Raw genomic sequence first — 18,094 nt, 5'->3', positions numbered from 1 at the left:
CCAGCCGTCAATTAAGACAAGCCCGCGCATTATACGTATCTGCGGGCTTAATGCAAGTGAAGTTGTATCGATAATAACCAACCTTTCGCAGAACGACGTTATTGCTGGTCAATTTCCGCTATGGCCTGCTTCACTCGCGCTTTGAGATCCCCGTTTTGAACAGGCTCGTCAGGCGCTGACGGTTCTTCGCTGCGCATATCATCCGCGCCTTCTTCTTCAACGGTCTCTTCCGGTTCCGGCAGCGGCTGCTGCTTATATATATAGTGCGCGTCAGACAGACGAAAGCTCGGCGGCACGGCCGGCGTCGCGGTATGCTGAATAAACGCGCTATGCGTATAGTAGCCTATGATTACCATGCCAATGCTCAACCCCAGCCATGAAAGCGCGATACGCGCGCATCGCCATAACGTAAGCGGCATATCTGGACGGTCAAAACGCAGGTTTTCGCTAAAATAATATTCATGATCCGTTTTCATACTTTCCCTCCGTCATGCATCAGTTTTGGGCTTTCATCCAGCGCCTGCCATAGACGAATAAGAGTAAGCCGCCCTACCATACCGTCAGCCTTAATCTTATTTTGCATTTGAAACTGGCGGACTTTTTCCGATAAAAGAGGGCTCCACTCTCCCGTGCTCTCAGCCTCAACATTCAACACGCGACTCAGCATCATATCCAGCCAGAGAATGTCGTCGACGCTGCTTTTCTTCATGATGCTCACATTACCGTCTGGTGAAGGTTTCCACATTAGCGTGTAATTCCCTTGCCACACTTCACTGAACCAGGCTTTATCCATAATCCATGTACCAGCGCCCGACTGGGCGGTGATGGTCTGGTTGCTTTCTCCAATCACGACAACAGGTATAAGGCTATTATCTACCTTTAGCGTTGCTATCCAGGGGAGTTGCTGGGCCAGAAGCGATTCCAGCGTATCAGTGCCCGACAGGCAAACCAAACCCGCCCGGTACGCCTGATCGCACCATGCTTCCCCTTTATTGACCTCATATCCCCAGACGCTGTAAAGCCGCGCGAGCGACTCATTAGTTGACATAATCGTTGACGTCAGCGTTGTGGAAGAAAGTGATGCAGCCGATGGCTGTCCTGCAGGCCATATGCTGGCTATGGGCGGCAACCATCTGTCAAGCAATGGACTGAAGTGCCAGCCAGCGCTACCACATAGCGCCGCGACGACAACCACTGCCAGATACGTCCCCCCGGTTCGACGAGGCGCAGGCAGACAACGCAGCACTTCACGTTGCTGAAGCGGCGTGATGCTGGTTTGTTGTTCACCCTGTTTCGTTTTATTACGCGTTAGATTCCACCCGACACGCGCCGCCAGATGCAGATTACCGCGGCAACGTTTCATGATATGTCGGATAAATGTCTCAGGAAGAGCATCTTGGCCCTCCTGTTCCGTTTCGATACAGGGTGCGATTACCCTACGGTAATCCTCAATATCCGGGATGGGTACGTCGAACCAGAGCGGATGCATCGTACGTAACTGGCGCTGCTGTCTCAGACTGTATCTACCGGTTACTAGCAGCCGGGCCTTCGGCATTATGGCGATAAACGCCTTAACCGTTGCAGTAATACCGGTGGTGACCTGATGTCCGTCTTCCAAAATAAACAGAGGCTTATCGCATGCCTTAACTGTTATCAGACCAAGTAATTCGCTCCAGATCGTCTCGCCAGAAAATGACTGTCCGGCTAAACATCCCACCTTTTGCGTATCTGCGATAACCTGCCATTCCCACCTATAACCTTTTCTATTTACAGGTGCCAGAGTTAGCACCCGATGTGGCCATAACGCTTCTACACTGCGTGCAAGCGTGCTTTTTCCGGCGCCTTTTGCCCCATGTAATACCAGCCATTGTTCGTTCAAAAACGCGGAAAGGATATTATCCCGCAACAGTTGCTGGCGGGAGGTCAAAACAGAAATGAACTCATCCATGAACATTCATATTTTCCATAAAATTAATTATTTCCTAAAGTAGGAACGTGGGAGCCAAAACGCTTGTCGCCTGGCAGCAGGATAAATATATTATCGTTATCATTAACAAGAAACAGATTAACTTGTTAGTTATTCTTAATCATAATTTTATGAAAACTATCCGCCACGTATTCAAAAGCACGCTATTTTATCATGGCGCCTATCTCATAGTGATATTTGCAAGCGTTATATGTATTTTTGCTTGTATACATAAAGGATATGAACAGTGGTTTGAAAACAAAACATTGCGGACAGCATCAAGTCAAATTCATCAGGAGAATATCTCAAACAGAAAACAAAAATGGCATTTATCATCCGTGCCCTTAGATGCAGATATGAATGTTCCCCCCCATCAACAATCGCATGCGCAAGAGGCATTGCTGTCCGGGGTCGTTGTCAGCGGAATTATTCATAGTTCAAATAAATCCATTTCCCGCGCAATCTTGCAGGAAAATGGTGAGCAAAATGTTTATGCCATTAATGATTATCTGAAGTCCTCCAGCAAACTACGTGTTACGGGTATTACAAAGAATCAGATAATGTTTTCTTCTGGTGAGCAAACACTGCAACTGACATTGCTTGCTGAACTGGCACAACCGTCCAGGCCTCAGGGGGCGGTAGCATCCCAGCAAGAGCAACAAGCGGTAACGCTGGCTGATTTCATTGATGCCAGTCCTGTAGTGGATAAGAACACTTTACGTGGTTTACGCCTTCTGCCACGAAAGCAGGTTCAGTTTTTTAAGCATTCTTTCCTCGAACCTGGGGATATAGCCATTCAGCTAAATAATATCAAGTTGACTCAACAGGCAAATTTAGGCAAAGCACAAAATGCGCTTAAGCACCTTAAAATGGCTCAGTTCACCGTCTTACGTAATGCTTCGCCACGGTTAATTAATGTTTCAGTTCAACAATTCCAGGATGGAAAGGAAGACTAAATGGAGAGAACTGTTTTACATCGGCGACTGAAAAGTTGGTCGTTGATACTTTTACTCGCAGCCTCCTGCCGCACTGCATTCGCAGTCGATTATACCGCTAACTTTGACAATGCGGACATTCAGACATTTGTCAATATTGTCGGCCAAAATATGGGTAAAACCATTCTGATTGATCCCGATGTTAAGGCTTCAATATCCGTCAGAAGCAATGATACCTTCAATGAGGATGAATATTATCAGTTTTTCCTGAGCGTACTGGATCTCTACGGTTTCTCAATTATTACTCTTGATAATGGGTTACTTAAGGTAGTGCGTTCAGAGCAAGTCAAAACAATGCCAGGAAGACTCATTAGCGGGACGAAACCCGGCAAAGGAGATGAACTGGTGACGCGTATTGTGTCACTGGAAAACGTTCCTGCTCGCGTATTGTCCCCCTTGCTTCGACAAATGCTTGATGGCGGTAAGGTCGGTAATGTTGTGCATTACGAACCATCAAATGCATTGATCATCACCGGCAAAGCCTCAACCGTCAATCGTCTGTTGGAGGTGGTTAAACGTGTCGATGTGATGGGTGATGCCAAAGAACAGGTTTTCACACTGAAGTATGCCTCAGCGACCGACCTGGCCGACGTCCTCAATGACCTGGCGCGAGAAAATGGCAAAGAGGCTAAACCGGCCACACTTCAGACGCGCATCGTTGCAGATAAACGTAGTAATGCGTTAATTGTCAGCGGTTCCGACCGTGCCCGGGCGCGTATGGCACAACTTATTTCCCGGCTGGATACGCAAGATCAAGGTGAGGGCAACACCCGTGTCTGGTATTTGAAATATGCCAAAGCAGATAAACTGGTTGAAGTTTTAACCGGCGTCACGCAAAAGATGAAGGATGAAAAAAGCAGTGCTTCAAAATCATCTGCCAGCAGCAATAACGATATATCCATCACGGCAGATGAACAAACCAACTCGCTGGTTATTACCGCAGACCAAAGTATTCTCCAGCAGTTAGAAGATGTCATCGCCAAACTGGACATTCGCCGCGCCCAGGTTCTGGTCGAAGCTATCATCGTGGAAGTTCAGGATGGTAAAGGCATTAATCTTGGGGTCCAGTGGGCCAACAAAAACGTCGGCGTGCAGCAGTTTACCAAGACCAATCTTCCCATTTTCAATGCCGCACAAGGGGTTCAAGAATTCAAGAGACAGGGCGGTACCACCAGCGATAACCCTGCATATGATTTGTTCAGTAACTTCAATGGCCTTGCCGCAGGATTCTTCAACGGCGACTGGGGGGTTCTCCTTACCGCGCTGAGTAGCAATAGCAAGAATGATATTCTTTCTACTCCGAGTATCGTGACACTCGATAACAAAGAGGCATCTTTCAACGCCGGGCAAGACGTTCCGGTGCTTTCCGGGTCGCAAACCACCTCGGGCGATAATATTTACAGCACCGTCGAACGTAAGACAGTCGGCACTAAGCTAAAGGTTACGCCACAAATCAATGAAGGCGATTCCGTATTAATGGAAATTGAGCAAGAGGTGTCCAGTGTCGATTCTACGGCAACCTCATCCACTCTCGGCCCTACATTTAATACCCGTACTATTCAAAACGCCGTCCTGGTAAAAAGCGGTGAAACCGTGGTATTGGGCGGATTGATGGATGACTCAAGTAAACAAGAGGTTTCGAAAGTTCCCTTACTGGGTGATATCCCCCTCATTGGGCAACTTTTTCGCTATACCTTAAATGAAAAAAATAAACGCAACTTGATGGTGTTCATCCGACCAACCATCATCAGAGATGATGAAGTCTACCATTCACTTTCGAGGGATAAATATACTGGCTTCAAGGAGATGCAACAAAACAGGAGTAGCAAGCAAAACGGTAGCCTGATTGATGTCGATGCCATTGAATCATTAGATGACCACGCATTTGACTCCTCTGTGGCCACACCAGCTAAGTCAAACAGCAAAAATCCGTTCCATAACGGCAGTGCAAAATGACAGCCTTTACGTGGAAAAAAGCACAGCGATACGGTATTGCCGTACAGCAGGAAGAGCTGATTTATGCTGAAAATACCTCGCTTGAATCTATGCTGGACGTAGCCGCAACAGCGCCTGAATGTAGCCGGTTTACCCGGCTCTCTGCGCAACAATTTGAGGAAAAACTCGAGCATCTGTATCAACAGAACAGCGGCACTGCCCAGTTGATCGCAGAAGATATGAATAATCTTGATGATCTCAACATTCTTTCTGAGGAGATCCAGTCCAATGAAGATCTGCTTAACGAACAATCCGATGCGCCGGTCATACGACTGATTAATGCCGTACTCAGTGAAGCAATCAAGGAACATGCATCCGATATTCATATCGAAGTATTTGAGAAAACGATGGGGATCCGCTTTCGCGTCGATGGCGTTCTGCGTCCAGTGGTTCAGCCTAATAAAAAGCTGGCGGCCCTGCTGATCTCACGTATCAAAGTGATGGCCAAGCTGGATATTGCCGAAAAGCGCCTCCCACAGGATGGTCGCATAACGTTAAAAATAGGCCAGCGGAATGTGGATGTGCGTGTCTCTACGCTCCCCTCACAGCATGGCGAACGTGTCGTTTTGCGTCTGCTGGATAAAACCAGCCTGCGGTTATCAATCGATAAGCTGGATATGTCAGCAGAAGACACACACAGCCTGAAAGATCTGATTGCCCTCCCCCACGGCATTATTCTGGTCACCGGCCCAACGGGTTCAGGAAAAAGTACCACGCTATACGCCATCCTTTCCGCACTGAATAGCCCGGAGCGTAACGTCCTCACCGTTGAAGATCCGATTGAATATGAACTGGAAGGGATAGGTCAAACGCAGGTCAATAGTCGCGTAGATATGTCTTTTGCCCGTGGGCTACGCGCCATTTTACGTCAGGATCCTGATGTCGTGATGGTAGGTGAAATTCGCGACGCCGAAACAGCGCAGATTGCTGTTCAGGCGTCGTTGACCGGACATCTGGTTCTTTCGACTCTCCATACAAACAGCGCCAGCGGAGCCGTAACACGATTGCGGGATATGGGGGTGGAATCTTTTCTGCTTTCTTCATCACTTGTCGGGGTTATTGCCCAGCGTCTGGTAAGACGGCTGTGTAACCACTGCAAAATACCGCGCCCCGCCACCCACCAGCAACAGCAACTCCTGCTGGCTCAAGGGATCAATACCTCTCAGGTCTGGCATGCCGGGGGCTGCGAGGCATGCAGGCATAGCGGCTATCAGGGGCGACTGGCAATTCACGAGCTGTTACTTGTTACGCCTGAACTGCGCGAAGCCATTCACACAGAGACCAACGAACAGCATCTGGAGCAAATTCAGCGTCGTCACCATCGTAGTTTGCTGGCAAACGGTCTCCGCGTCGCCGCAGAAGGCATTACATCGCTGGAGGAGGTGCTAAGAGTGACATCGGAAGGGCAAACACCGACGGAGCAGCCTGAATGAAATATTGCTGGACCGCAACAGATGTGAAGGGAAATCGTATTACGGGCGTTAGCGAGGCCGCAAGCGAACGGGACATGGTGGCGCAACTGCGTAGCCAGGCCCTATTGCCGCAAACGATAAAACCCCAACGACGCGGGCTCCCCCTGAAGACCCTCCCTGCACGAGTCAGTCACAGTGAATTAACGCTTTTTACGCGTCAGATTGCAACGCTAATCGCCGCAGCATTACCGCTGGATGAAGCCCTCGACGTGGTTCGGCAACAAAAAGAAAATAAGAAACTTGCCGATGTGATTACGACTCTTCGGCAGTCCATTCTTGAAGGACAATCACTGTCAACTGCGATGCAGGCGTATCCCCGCCTGTTTGATGCCGTCTTTTGTACGCTCGTTAAAGCGGGCGAAACGGTGGGTCAGTTAGGCGCGGTTCTGGAAAGACTGGCGGATTTTAACGAAGCGCGCCAGCGAATGCGCAGCAAGCTTACGCAGGCTTTAATCTATCCTTCCCTGCTCACTACGGTCGCTATTCTGGTGGTTATTATTTTGCTCACCACCGTGGTGCCTAAGGTCGCAGCGCAGTTTATCCACCTCAAACACGCATTGCCGCTCACCACTCGGATCCTGCTCGCGATCAGCAATTTTTTGTCGGCATATGGCCCTTGGATCCTGCTCACCCTCATTGGCGGTGGATTCCTTTTTTCTTTCTGGCTTAAACAAAAGGGAAACCGGCATCGATTTCACCGTTGGTTAATTCAATTTCGCTTAACGTCGCCTTTAGTATGCGCCATCAATAGCGCTCGCTACTTACGCGCCCTGAGCATTCTTAACAGCAGCGGCGTTCCTCTTTTACAAGCTATGTCGCTTTCCGCTGAGGGGGTGAGTAATCAGGAAATACGCCAGCGTCTGGGTGAAGCGGCTGAGAGCGTTCGCCAGGGCAACAGCGTTAGCCAGTCGCTGGAGAAGACGAAGATTTTTCCCGCGATGATGCTCTACATGATCGCCTCCGGGGAAAAAAGCGGTCAGCTTGGAGAACTCATGCAGCGGGCAACAGAAAATCAGGAAATCCAGCTACAAAACCGCATCGCACTGACGCTGGCAATTTTTGAACCTGCGTTGATCGTTGTGATGGCGATGATCGTTTTGTCCATTGTCGTTTCGGTTATGCAGCCAATTTTACAACTTAACTCATTAATGAACTAAGGAAAGGTTATGGAACAACAGACACGAGCCACAGAGCGTGGCTTTACCCTCATGGAATTGATGGTGGTCATTGTGATTTTGGGGGTTCTGGCAAGCCTGGTCGTGCCGAATCTGATGGGCAACAAAGATCGCGCGGACAGACAAAAGGCGGTCAGCGACATTGTCGCGCTCGAAAATGCGCTGGACATGTACAAGCTGGACAACCATCGCTACCCCACAACGGAACAAGGTCTGGAAGCACTCATCACCGCGCCGGAGCTCTCTCCCAAGGCCGAGAATTACAATACTGACGGTTATATCCGACGTCTGCCTGCAGACCCCTGGGGGAACGACTATATCCTGATAAGCCCCGGCGAACATGGCGCTATTGATATCAGCTCCGTAGGGCCAGATGGAGAAGTTGGAACGGCGGATGACATTAACAACTGGGATAATAACAAAAAATCGCAATAAACATGACGCATCAGAAAGGATTCACGTTGCTGGAAGTGATGCTGGTTGTGGTCATTATCGCCATCTCAGCTACGGGCATTATCGCCATGCAAAGCGACCGGCTGGGATCAGGCGGAAAGCTACTACAGCGGATCGACACCTTCAGGCAGACGGTGAAATACGCGTCAGACCTGGCGTTGCTGGAAAAGCATGTGGTCGGTTTGCGGTTGACCACTGAAGGCTGGACTTTTTACCTGCCGCAAAAGGATTCAACCCACAAATGGAACTGGCAAGAGCTGGCCGACAGCGACAGTTTACCGCTTTACGGTGACTGGGCTGCGCCAGCCAAACCTGAAGTAACGCCTTCAGCAGAAAATGCAAATCCACAAATTATGATCTTACCCGATGGTCAACTGACGCCTTTTACCGTGATGTTCAGAGATGAAGACGGTGCAAAATTCGTGACTCTGCGGTGTGACGGATCGCTACCGCTGGATATCACTCGCCTTGAGGATGCGCAATGAAGCAACAAAGCGGAATGCTCCTGCTTGAGGTATTGCTGGCGATGGCAATCTTTGCGACCGCTGTCATAGGGTTGATTAGCAGTATGCAATGGCAACTCTCTGCTCTCGACACGCTGAAGCAAGAAACTCTGGCACTCTGGGCTGCGGACAACGCCTTGATTGGAACCATTAACGACCAGACCACCTCGGGAAAAGGTCAGACAATACTGCTGAACGAGACTTTCTCCTGGCAGTTGTCGGGTAGCCTGCAAAACCAATCAGCCATTAATCAAAAGCAAGCCAGCGTAACCTCCGCCAGCGGACGGACGCTTAATCTGTACTCCTGGACGCCAGAAAACGGAGACAAAAAATGAGTAAGATGCCGCGGGGCTTCACGTTACTGGAAGTGATGCTGGCAATTGCCATTTTCTCGACGCTCAGTTTTTTGGCCTCAATGGTTTTTTCCCAGGCCTCAGAGCAGCATCAGCGTGCGAAAAAGACAGCCGATAATTTTGATGCTATTCAGCATACGATGCTGCTGTTTGAAAACGATTTGATGCAGTACGTTCCGCGAAAAAACCGTCAGACGAATCAGCCTTTTTTCAGCGAAAAAGATGGCGCGATTTTCACTACCCAGACACGAGACCCAGCCATGCCTTTCGAGGCCGCTTTCATTCTCACTACCGTCCACTGGTATGTGGACAACGGCACGTTATACCGCGCGATGAGACGCTCGCCCGATGGCAAAAAGGAGGCACCGCCACAAGCGTTACTCTCCGACATCGCTCATCTGTCCGCAACAATGGCTCTCGCTGAGGGCGACAGTGCATCCACAACGGCTAAAATAACGCTGGAGCGTGAAAACGGAGAGATTCTTACTCGTCTTTTTATTCTGCCCGGCTGGTTCCCGGAGAAACAGAAATCCAGCCCGACTTCAGGGGCGGCTACAGGGACAGCTAAATGAGTAATCAAAGGGGATCGGCGTTACTGATCGTGTTGATGATTCTGGCGCTGATGGCCGCGCTGGCATCAGAAATGACGATCAGCTTTCAGACTCAGTTGCAGCGCAGCCGACGCACAAATGACAGTATCCAGGGGAAATATGCGCTGCTGTATGCCGAAGCGCAAGCCACTGCACAAACGTTGCAGAATGCCAAGGATAAGCTTAGCCAATTTGATGAGCTCCCCCAGTTTGCAGAACTTCGCGACAACACAACGGTCAGCTGGCAAACCAGCGATCTACAACATTGCTTCAATCTGAATGCATTAGCAGATGTGCCGACGGACCCGATGACCACTCTGCCCTATAAAATCGAGGTGTTCGCAGCCCTGTTGGAAAAAATCGGCGTGGAAAAGTATCGCGCAGACGAGATCGCTCAATCTGGCGCAGATTACATTGACGCTGACGTGACGCCCCGTGTCAAAGGCGCTGAAGATGAGTATTACAAGTCCAGCCAACCGGGTTTTCTTACAGCAGGCCAGATGATCTTTTTACCTGCCGAAATACGCAAGCTCAAAGGAATGACCGACGCTATTTATCAAAAATTATCCCCTTTTATCTGCGCGACATTCAGCAATGAACTCGCCATAAATATTAATACTCTTACTGAGCAGCAGGCCCCTCTATTAGCTGCGCTATTTCTCAATAACCTCAGTGACTCAGATGCAAAAACACTGCTGAAGAAACGCCCTGAAGGTGGCTGGAAAACGGTAGATGCCTTTCTCTATCAGGCACAACAAGATTACAGCGCCGCCAAACCCCTGACGGATTCGCTTAAAAAACAGTTAACCGCCAATAGCACCTTTTTTTTGACCACATCTACAGCCCACGAGGGTGACCTTACTTCCGGTATGCGCACATTTTTCTTTTATGATGAAAAAAATAAAACAATTAAAATCTATTTACGCCAACTTACGGATGGCAGTAGCGAAGAGTAAAGCAGTTTCAGTGTCCTCACCAAAACTGCTTATCCGCCTGCAAAAACAGCCGTCAGCCCCCGTGGAATGGGTGGAATATACTGAAGGTGGAGGAGGTGAAATCCAGCATCTGTCCATGGAACAGTTAGCGGAGCTTGGTACACTTCCAGCGGCGCAGTCCGCACATCTGCTTCTTTCCGCCAGTATGGCGACATGTAAAACAATCGTCATACCGGATGAAGAGTATGAACTGACTGACCAAAAGCTTCACTGGCTCGCTGATGAAACGCTCGACGAAGGGGCGCCCTCGTTGCACTGGACATTACTGTCCCGTCAGGGGTCTCGTCTCACTGTTGCAGGCATTGATGCCGACTGGCTTGAGTCTCAGCTCCGAACCCTTGCCGATGCAGGTATTAACACTACATGTGTCACGTTTGACGCCTGTTGCCTGCCGGCATGCGACAATGGCTGGACGGTATTAAGAGAGGGCGATCGGTGGTTGCTCAGAACACAGGAAAATTATCTCTCCTGCCTGACGGAGGCGTGGCTTACCCACCTGCTTACGCATTTCGGCCCTCCGCAGTTGGTAAACTACGGTTCGTTACCACTGGCCTGTTCCAGTACAGAGAGTCAACCTGAACGCCATATTCTGACTCTCTACCCAAACGGCAATGTACCTAATCTTCTACACGATAAGATTCGCGCCCCTTCTCCACGCTCGCCCAGGACCGCGCTCCTGAAGCGCGTCGCGCTATTCAGCATCATGCTGGCTGCGGGTGTCGCACTGCTTACCCGCTCTATTACCTACTGGCAACTCCATAGCCTGGAGAAGCAGCTCAGTCAGGATCTGGTACAGCAGTGGCAGCGATACATTCCTGAGAACAGACACAGTAGCAATTTGCGAACCTATCTGCCGAAACAGTTACAACAACATATCCCTGCCCCCTATTTGTTCTTGCAGCAGTTGCAGTCAAAGCTGTCAGCATTCCCGGGATTGGCGCTGGAAGGACTTAACTATGATCCGGCGAGTAAATCTTTGCAGCTTTTCATCTACGCCAGTGATGAAAGCCAGGTACAGGCATTCATCAAAGCGCGCATCTATGGCTTGCCATTAAAAGTCGAAAAACATGAACAGGGAATGTGGACACTTCGAAATGATTAAACGTGCTCAGATCTGGTTTCATCATAAAAATACGCATGAGCAACGCATCTTTATAACGTTGTTCGGATGCTGCCTGTTGGCCATTTTTTGGTTTGGCGCCTGGCAGCCTTTAGGTCAGGCTATCGATACAATGCAATCCCGGGACGAAAAGTTACAGCTCGACATACAGTGGCTTCACAAACAGGCTTCAGCAGCCGGTCTTCTTCCACAGCGGACGCAATCGGACTCCCTGGAAACGCTGGTGAAGCGCAGTCTTAAAAAATCGGGACTTAACGCAACACTCCAGCCGGCTCACGGTGGTGGACTCAATATCAGCGCCGCCACCATCAAGATGGACACCTTCGTACGCTGGTTGGCAGTGTTACAGAGCGAATATGGTCTGCACATCGTGGCGCTTGAGTTTCACGCCAGTAAAGACGATGCCGACAGTATTACGCTGACACGACTGACGATTGGAGCGAAAAAAAATGGATAACGGATTAGCAATATTGTTCCTTGTCGTTGGACTACTGGCGGGCAGCACCATGGGAATGCTCACCTGGCGCCTGCCTCTGATGGTGCTCTCCCCCCCCCCCCGCAGACGGAGCGCTCTCCCCTTTTAATTTATGGCTGCCTGGTTCGCATTGCTGCCACTGCCAAACCCCGCTGGCGTGGTATGACAACATTCCCCTACTGAGTTGGCTATGTCTGAAGGGGAAGTGTCGTCATTGTGGTCTTCCTGTCTCGAAACGCTATCCTTTGCTCGAAGCGCTCTGTGCTGTTATGGCCGTTTTCTGTTACGCCCTGCACCCCAACGAAATCCTGCTGGCGCTGGCGCTCTTTATCTATTTTTGGTTTGCGCTCGCACTCAGCGTAATCGACCTGCAGCATTATCTTCTGCCTGACAAACTCACGCTGCCATTGCTGTGGCTCGGGCTGTTATTCAACGCCAGTTTCGGTGTTATACCCGGCAAAGACGCCATCATTGGAGCCGTTGCGGGATATATGATTTTGTGGTTGATCTACTGGTTAGTCAGGTTGTTATGGCATAAAGAGGGGATCGGCTACGGGGACTTCAAAATGCTGGCCGCTGCCGGGGCCTGGAGCGGTTGGCAAAGTATACCAATGATCCTTTACGCAGCTTCAATCACAGGGATTATGTATGGTCTTCTGTTATGGGCAAAAAAAGGACGTCACGGTGCGCTGATTCCTTTCGGCCCGGCACTGGCCGTAAGTGGGTGGGGTTACTTTTGTTGGATAAGTTGGTGAACTCAACAGGAAGGATTAACTCCTTCCTGTATTAACGACTCTGCTTCTACTCTTCTTCGCGAATTTGCGCCTGCAGATAATTCTGGATCCCCAGTTTATCGATAAGATCCAGCTCGGTCTCCAGCCAGTCGATATGGCCTTCCTCATCCGCCAGAATTTCAATCATCATGTCACGGCTGACGTAATCAAATACGCTGTCGGCATAGGCGATTGCTTCACGCAGGTCTTTTGCACCTTCCAGCTCAAGAGCCAGATCCGAACGCAGCATCTCTTCAACATCTTCACCGATGCCAAGTTTGCCCAGATCCTGGAGATTGGGAATACCTTCAAGAAAGAGAATACGCTCAATGTACTTATCGGCGTGTTTCATCTCGTCGATAGATTCATGATATTCAACGTCATTCAGACGTTTGAAACCCCAGTTTTTGAACATTCTCGCATGAAGAAAATACTGGTTGATGGCGACAAGCTCGTTTCCCAATAATTTATTGAGATAATTTATTACCTTAACATCACCTTTCATTATATAGTCCCTCCGCTTCCACTCTTAGAGAGTAGATGGGGCTAGCGGGATGTCAAAAAAAAGAGTGTGACTCAGGCGATCTCTTTAAATTCTGGCATTTGCATTAATTCTTCCTGCATCACTTCGCGCGCGGCCCGAATACATTTACCACATTGATTTCCAACAGGAATAAACTTGCGTAACTGCTGAAATGACTGTGGGTGAAACTGGCGTACCGCCTGACGAATTTTTTTATCACTGATGCCGTTACATAAACAAATGTACATATATGCTCCCAACCATGAACACCATTATGATAAATGATTATTGTTCTCAACACAAATCAAACCTTAAAAATGCCGCCGACACATCCGTAAAGAAATGACAGTATTAATTTCAACATGTTAGATCAGAATATATGCTTATTCCTGTTGATTACTTCATAACGGCGGTACGCCAAAGCCAGAAAGTGCAGAACCTCGGTATTTGGGCTATATCCCAGTATATTCGATTCAGCCGGCTATAGATTAAGCGTTGCCGTTCTCCAATAAGTAGAATCGGGCAGCCCGTTGTTACTACACTATTTTTGATAGATTTATTGCTATAACAGACAGAACTTTTCACAGGTTATGTGGAAGCAGGAGGCAATTACTCCTCTAAACAACCAATTCGACCAGAATCGGACCGACGGTATTGGTAGAAAGAGCGAGACTTCCTGACTCAACACTAACGATAATCTTATCACCCACTACCAGATTCGTTGAAAACCCCATCGTTGTGTTGAATAGGACCAAAGTTCAACCATACCAAATCACTGCTTGTGATCATGCCGGGCTAAACCCACCATTGGCTTTTCCAGTAGAACAATTGTCCCTGTCATAAATGACAGTAGAATCATAATCGACAGAATTAAGGCATTAGCATCCTTTTACGCTACTCAGATATTCGGTCTTCGGGCGTTATTCTTCTTGATATGTCACCACAACAAGCAGATCTAAAAGTTATTAATATTTGATTCGTTCAGTAAGAGTTACTCAAATATTATGGCTATTGTCCCTACAAAACTGGCGACAAAAAATCGATAACTTTGTATTTTTAGAGGATCTGTAAAAAAGGGATGATAAAATCATCCCTTTGCGGTAACAACATCTGAACATATATTAAAATATCTATTCAGACTTACTTCAGCATATCGCTGCTAATTGTAACTTCTTGTAATACCGTTTCTTTACTATAGTCATCTTCAACTAATGTTACGGTATCACCCGCTTTCGGCGTAGAGTAGTAATAGAATTCGGCAACGGTATTTTCACCATTATCTGCAGACCAGTTGTGCCCATAATAGCTGAGGCCTTTTTCTGAATGCCCCATATACTTTTTGTTTGTTTTATAGTTTTGATATACAACAAACTTGCGGGTATTAAACGCTTCTTTCGTCAGTTTAATTTGTGCATGTCTGTTACCTGGCGCAGCTGTGACGGTGAAAGAAATCACACCGTCTGGCAATTCGCTTCCTGCTTTCGTAAACGGTGCAAAAACTTCGCTAAAGGCGTATTTCGCAGCCTGCTGTTCGGTCAGACCGCTGTGCTCAGGGGAAACCTGCCTGGCCACGCCAGGTTGATCGCGCATCATGGACCATATGCCAATCATGCCCAGACCACGATCAGTGGCATCCTGCATCACCAGTTTCGCATCAGACATATAAAACACTTCGCCCTGAACGTCGTTGTAACCGATCATCGGCGTCGTACCCATCATGGCGTTGATTTCCGCATCGCTCTTGTCAGTGAAAATCTGCTTCATCTGGCTATGGAGGTTTTCAATGGCGGATGTCGCACACTTGCCATGAATGTTTTGGCCTTCAGTACCATCAGACTGGCAAATGCTGTTACCGTAATCCATCGCCATGACGTTGACACCAGCCAGTTCAACGCCCTTGGCTTTCGCATCTTCAAGTACATAAAGACCTTCAGCCGTCAGGCCCGTCGGCAGAATAGGCAAGGTGTACCAAATTCCGACGCTACGACCTTCTGCTTTCCAGGTGTCCTGAACAGCCTTCACCGCTTCATTACGACGGTTTATGGATTCATGATCCGCAACCCAGGTGCCTTCAATATCGAAGTCCAGCACGTTAAGATTCAGGTTGTCTACGATATCGTAATAATGCTGCTTCAGGTCATTCACATTCTTACAAGACGCTGCCAGTGGGGAGTTATTCGCTCCGCCAATGGAAACCATGATGTCGCCACCTGCTTCACGCAGCGCTTTAATTTTGCTGTACTGAGCGTAGTCGTTAACGTTATATGCGGTACCCCATGTCGGCAGGCAGGTATCTGCATCTTTACTGACCACGAAAGCCATGGTGAAGTGGGTGACATTCTGGTTCTGCGCAAGGCTTGCCAGATCCGGCTGTGAGTTGAGGGTAAAATCGACATATGGGGCATAGACATGCGCAGGCCATGGTGACTTCGGCGTGCCTACTTTTTCTTTGGTGCCGGTCCAGTCGATAAACACGCGCCATGGATTGGTATCAGATGGGGAGACTTTCTGTACTTTGGACTGCGAAACGTAATTACCACCGTTATAGCGGATCAGCGTGCCGCTTTCATATACAGTGGAGGCATTATATTCTGGAGCTTTATTCAACTGGTCCTGAGTATAAGAGACAACAGTGCCCAGTGGTTTCCATGGACGACCATTTGTGCCGGTTGGGTTTTGATTAGCTGGAAGAGAAGGATCATCCCCTACGGTATAAAACAGGGCTTCATATTCCTGGCCATTTTTCTGAACTTTATCGCCTTTATTATAGACGGTCGAGGACGCCCATTGCGTGACAACGGCATAAGCCTCCCATGGATTTTCCTGACCAGGAGCAAAACCATAAGCGCTTTGCGCGACAGACGTTTTATACGTCGCATTATTATAAATAACAATATCACCAGCATTATAAGCGATACTATTGTCATATGCTGGGTAAGTTACCGTACCGCCACCCGTATCGCAGGTTGTTGGATTACCATATTTCGTTATTTCATCAGCGGTCGCTGCTCGCTCGTAGCGCCATGGGTTATTCGCTTCGTCGCCCGCGGCGTTTCCCGGACAATCCGATGCACCTACCCACCACGCATTGCTATACACGCCGCTGTCGAAAATCACTTCATACGTACTGCCGCCTTCCTGACCGCTCCATGCTTCCAGGGCAAATGCTGGCAAGGCAGCACATGTCAGCCCCATACAAAATAAGGCTTTTGTTGCGAGATTTAATTGCATTATTAAACATTCCTGTTGTTATAAATCCATCAATTTATTACATATGTATGTAATAACGCATAAGGTAGATATAACAACAAACAAGTTCAATTAATAAAATAAAAATCGCAATGCTTTAAGAAATGAACAAACTTATCCTACCAGATAAATTATTTATATATTGAGATTAACTAATATTTCTGAAATCTTTAAATAAACACAAATAAAAAAGCCCCGAAATATATTCGGGGCTTTTAAACTAACTACGTTAAATAAACGTAATATTAGCTCATTACTTTAGCAACAACGCCCGCACCTACAGTACGGCCGCCTTCACGGATTGCGAAACGCAGACCGTCGTCCATCGCGATCGGGTGGATCAGGGTAACAACCATTTTGATGTTGTCGCCCGGCATTACCATCTCTACGCCTTCCGGCAGTTCGATGGTGCCAGTCACGTCAGTAGTACGGAAGTAGAACTGCGGACGGTAGCCTTTGAAGAACGGAGTATGACGGCCGCCTTCGTCTTTGGACAGGATGTACACTTCAGATTCGAACTTGGTGTGCGGCTTGATAGAGCCCGGCTTAGCCAGTACCTGACCACGTTCGATTTCTTCACGTTTGATACCACGCAGCAGAACACCAACGTTCTCACCAGCACGGCCTTCGTCCAGCAGTTTGCGGAACATTTCAACGCCAGTACAGGTAGACTTAGCGGTGTCTTTGATACCAACGATTTCAACTTCTTCGCCAACTTTGATGATACCGCGCTCTACACGACCGGTAACAACGGTACCACGACCGGAGATGGAGAATACGTCTTCGATAGGCAGCAGGAACGGCTTGTCAATCGCACGCTCTGGTTCCGGGATGTAAGAGTCCAGGAAGCCAGCCAGTTCGATGATTTTCGCTTCCCACTCTGCTTCGCCTTCCAGCGCTTTCAGAGCAGAACCACGAACGATCGGAGTGTCGTCGCCCGGGAAATCGTACTGAGACAGAAGTTCACGAACTTCCATTTCTACCAGTTCCAGCAGCTCTTCGTCATCAACCATGTCGCATTTGTTCAGGAACACGATGATGTACGGAACGCCTACCTGACGACCCAGCAGGATGTGCTCACGAGTCTGCGGCATCGGGCCGTCAGTCGCAGCAACAACCAGGATCGCGCCGTCCATCTGCGCAGCACCGGTGATCATGTTTTTAACATAGTCGGCGTGGCCCGGGCAGTCTACGTGTGCGTAGTGGCGAGTCGGGGTGTCATATTCAACGTGAGAAGTGTTGATGGTGATACCACGAGCTTTTTCTTCCGGCGCGTTATCGATCTGGTCGAATGCACGAGCAGCACCGCCGTAGGTTTTAGCCAGTACGGTGGTGATTGCAGCGGTCAGGGTAGTTTTACCGTGGTCAACGTGGCCGATGGTGCCGACGTTAACGTGCGGTTTTGTACGTTCAAATTTTTCTTTAGACACGGCTATATTCCTTACTATAGTGCTCTC

The 18,094-nt window shown here is 48.7% G+C and carries 18 protein-coding genes and 1 pseudogene; 13 read left to right on the top strand and 6 right to left on the bottom strand.

Going from position 1 to position 18,094, the window contains the following annotated elements:
- Positions 1–98: 98 nt before the first annotated feature.
- Together AC534G_RS02110 and AC534G_RS02105 are read right to left on the bottom strand one after the other, a co-directional pair.
- A complete protein-coding gene (locus AC534G_RS02110; RefSeq protein WP_069325298.1) occupies positions 99–476 on the bottom strand; it encodes a type II secretion system protein GspB, cryptic system variant in 378 nt (125 codons plus the stop codon).
- Positions 473–1,954 (bottom strand): peptidoglycan-binding domain-containing protein, encoded by a 1,482-nt coding sequence (locus tag AC534G_RS02105; protein WP_110496687.1) that lies wholly within the window; start codon positions 1,952–1,954, stop codon positions 473–475. Before AC534G_RS02105 ends, AC534G_RS02110 begins: the two co-directional genes overlap by 4 nt.
- Positions 1,955–1,995: 41 nt before the next feature.
- On the opposite strand from AC534G_RS02105, the gene gspC reads away from it, so the two are divergent.
- The 13 genes and pseudogenes from gspC (at position 1,996) to AC534G_RS02040 (ending at position 12,847) form a co-directional block, all read left to right on the top strand.
- On the top strand, positions 1,996–2,922 hold the full coding sequence (gene gspC, locus AC534G_RS02100) for a type II secretion system protein GspC (RefSeq protein WP_110496685.1): 927 nt from the start codon (positions 1,996–1,998) through the stop codon (positions 2,920–2,922).
- Positions 2,923–4,917 (top strand): type II secretion system secretin GspD, encoded by a 1,995-nt coding sequence (gene gspD, locus AC534G_RS02095; protein ID WP_496594480.1) that lies wholly within the window; start codon positions 2,923–2,925, stop codon positions 4,915–4,917.
- Entirely contained in the window at positions 4,914–6,389 is a 1,476-nt protein-coding gene (gene gspE, locus AC534G_RS02090) for a type II secretion system ATPase GspE (RefSeq protein ID WP_069325301.1), read from the top strand. The genes gspD and gspE overlap by 4 nt, the downstream gene beginning before the upstream one ends.
- The gene (gene gspF, locus AC534G_RS02085; protein ID WP_199983227.1) at positions 6,386–7,585 is read left to right on the top strand and encodes a type II secretion system inner membrane protein GspF; all 1,200 of its coding nucleotides are present in this window, start codon (positions 6,386–6,388) and stop codon (positions 7,583–7,585) included. Before gspE ends, gspF begins: the two co-directional genes overlap by 4 nt.
- A gap of 9 nt (positions 7,586–7,594) precedes the next feature.
- Positions 7,595–8,038 carry a type II secretion system major pseudopilin GspG gene (gene gspG, locus AC534G_RS02080; RefSeq protein ID WP_110496682.1) on the top strand — a complete coding sequence of 148 codons (444 nt, stop codon included), beginning with the start codon at positions 7,595–7,597 and terminating at the stop codon, positions 8,036–8,038.
- Positions 8,039–8,040: 2 nt separating this feature from the next.
- Positions 8,041–8,541 carry a type II secretion system minor pseudopilin GspH gene (gspH, locus tag AC534G_RS02075; RefSeq protein WP_038634730.1) on the top strand — a complete coding sequence of 167 codons (501 nt, stop codon included), beginning with the start codon at positions 8,041–8,043 and terminating at the stop codon, positions 8,539–8,541.
- Positions 8,538–8,894 carry a type II secretion system minor pseudopilin GspI gene (gspI, locus tag AC534G_RS02070; protein WP_038634734.1) on the top strand — a complete coding sequence of 119 codons (357 nt, stop codon included), beginning with the start codon at positions 8,538–8,540 and terminating at the stop codon, positions 8,892–8,894. The genes gspH and gspI overlap by 4 nt, the downstream gene beginning before the upstream one ends.
- The gene (locus tag AC534G_RS02065) at positions 8,891–9,484 is read left to right on the top strand and encodes a PulJ/GspJ family protein (RefSeq protein WP_051594490.1); all 594 of its coding nucleotides are present in this window, start codon (positions 8,891–8,893) and stop codon (positions 9,482–9,484) included. The genes gspI and AC534G_RS02065 overlap by 4 nt, the downstream gene beginning before the upstream one ends.
- On the top strand, positions 9,481–10,458 hold the full coding sequence (gene gspK / locus AC534G_RS02060; RefSeq protein ID WP_069325304.1) for a type II secretion system minor pseudopilin GspK: 978 nt from the start codon (positions 9,481–9,483) through the stop codon (positions 10,456–10,458). Before AC534G_RS02065 ends, gspK begins: the two co-directional genes overlap by 4 nt.
- A gap of 10 nt (positions 10,459–10,468) precedes the next feature.
- Positions 10,469–11,599, top strand: a complete 1,131-nt coding sequence (gene gspL, locus AC534G_RS02055) for a type II secretion system protein GspL (RefSeq protein WP_174330311.1) — start codon at positions 10,469–10,471, stop codon at positions 11,597–11,599.
- Positions 11,592–12,074 carry a type II secretion system protein M gene (locus AC534G_RS02050; protein ID WP_038634742.1) on the top strand — a complete coding sequence of 161 codons (483 nt, stop codon included), beginning with the start codon at positions 11,592–11,594 and terminating at the stop codon, positions 12,072–12,074. Before gspL ends, AC534G_RS02050 begins: the two co-directional genes overlap by 8 nt.
- Before the next feature lie 134 nt (positions 12,075–12,208).
- Positions 12,209–12,322, top strand: a pseudogene (locus AC534G_RS02045) (prepilin peptidase); the annotation flags it as partial.
- A 39-nt stretch (positions 12,323–12,361) separates the two neighbouring features.
- Positions 12,362–12,847, top strand: a complete 486-nt coding sequence (locus AC534G_RS02040) for a prepilin peptidase (RefSeq protein ID WP_496594479.1) — start codon at positions 12,362–12,364, stop codon at positions 12,845–12,847.
- Positions 12,848–12,893: 46 nt separating this feature from the next.
- Here AC534G_RS02040 and bfr read toward each other — a convergent pair whose 3' ends face one another.
- The 4 genes from bfr to tuf form a co-directional block, all read right to left on the bottom strand.
- Positions 12,894–13,370, bottom strand: coding sequence for a bacterioferritin (gene bfr, locus AC534G_RS02035; protein ID WP_038634748.1), 477 nt, complete (start codon positions 13,368–13,370; stop codon positions 12,894–12,896).
- 71 nt (positions 13,371–13,441) lie between these two features.
- A complete protein-coding gene (gene bfd / locus AC534G_RS02030; protein WP_038634750.1) occupies positions 13,442–13,636 on the bottom strand; it encodes a bacterioferritin-associated ferredoxin in 195 nt (64 codons plus the stop codon).
- An 892-nt stretch (positions 13,637–14,528) separates the two neighbouring features.
- On the bottom strand, positions 14,529–16,619 hold the full coding sequence (locus AC534G_RS02025) for a glycosyl hydrolase family 18 protein (protein WP_311776199.1): 2,091 nt from the start codon (positions 16,617–16,619) through the stop codon (positions 14,529–14,531).
- Between the two features lie 263 nt (positions 16,620–16,882).
- Positions 16,883–18,067, bottom strand: a complete 1,185-nt coding sequence (gene tuf, locus AC534G_RS02020; RefSeq protein ID WP_016157942.1) for an elongation factor Tu — start codon at positions 18,065–18,067, stop codon at positions 16,883–16,885.
- Positions 18,068–18,094 lie beyond the last annotated feature (27 nt).

Source organism: Citrobacter sp. CRE-46 (genome assembly GCF_059615875.1).
This window is presented reverse-complemented; position numbering and strand designations above follow the sequence as displayed.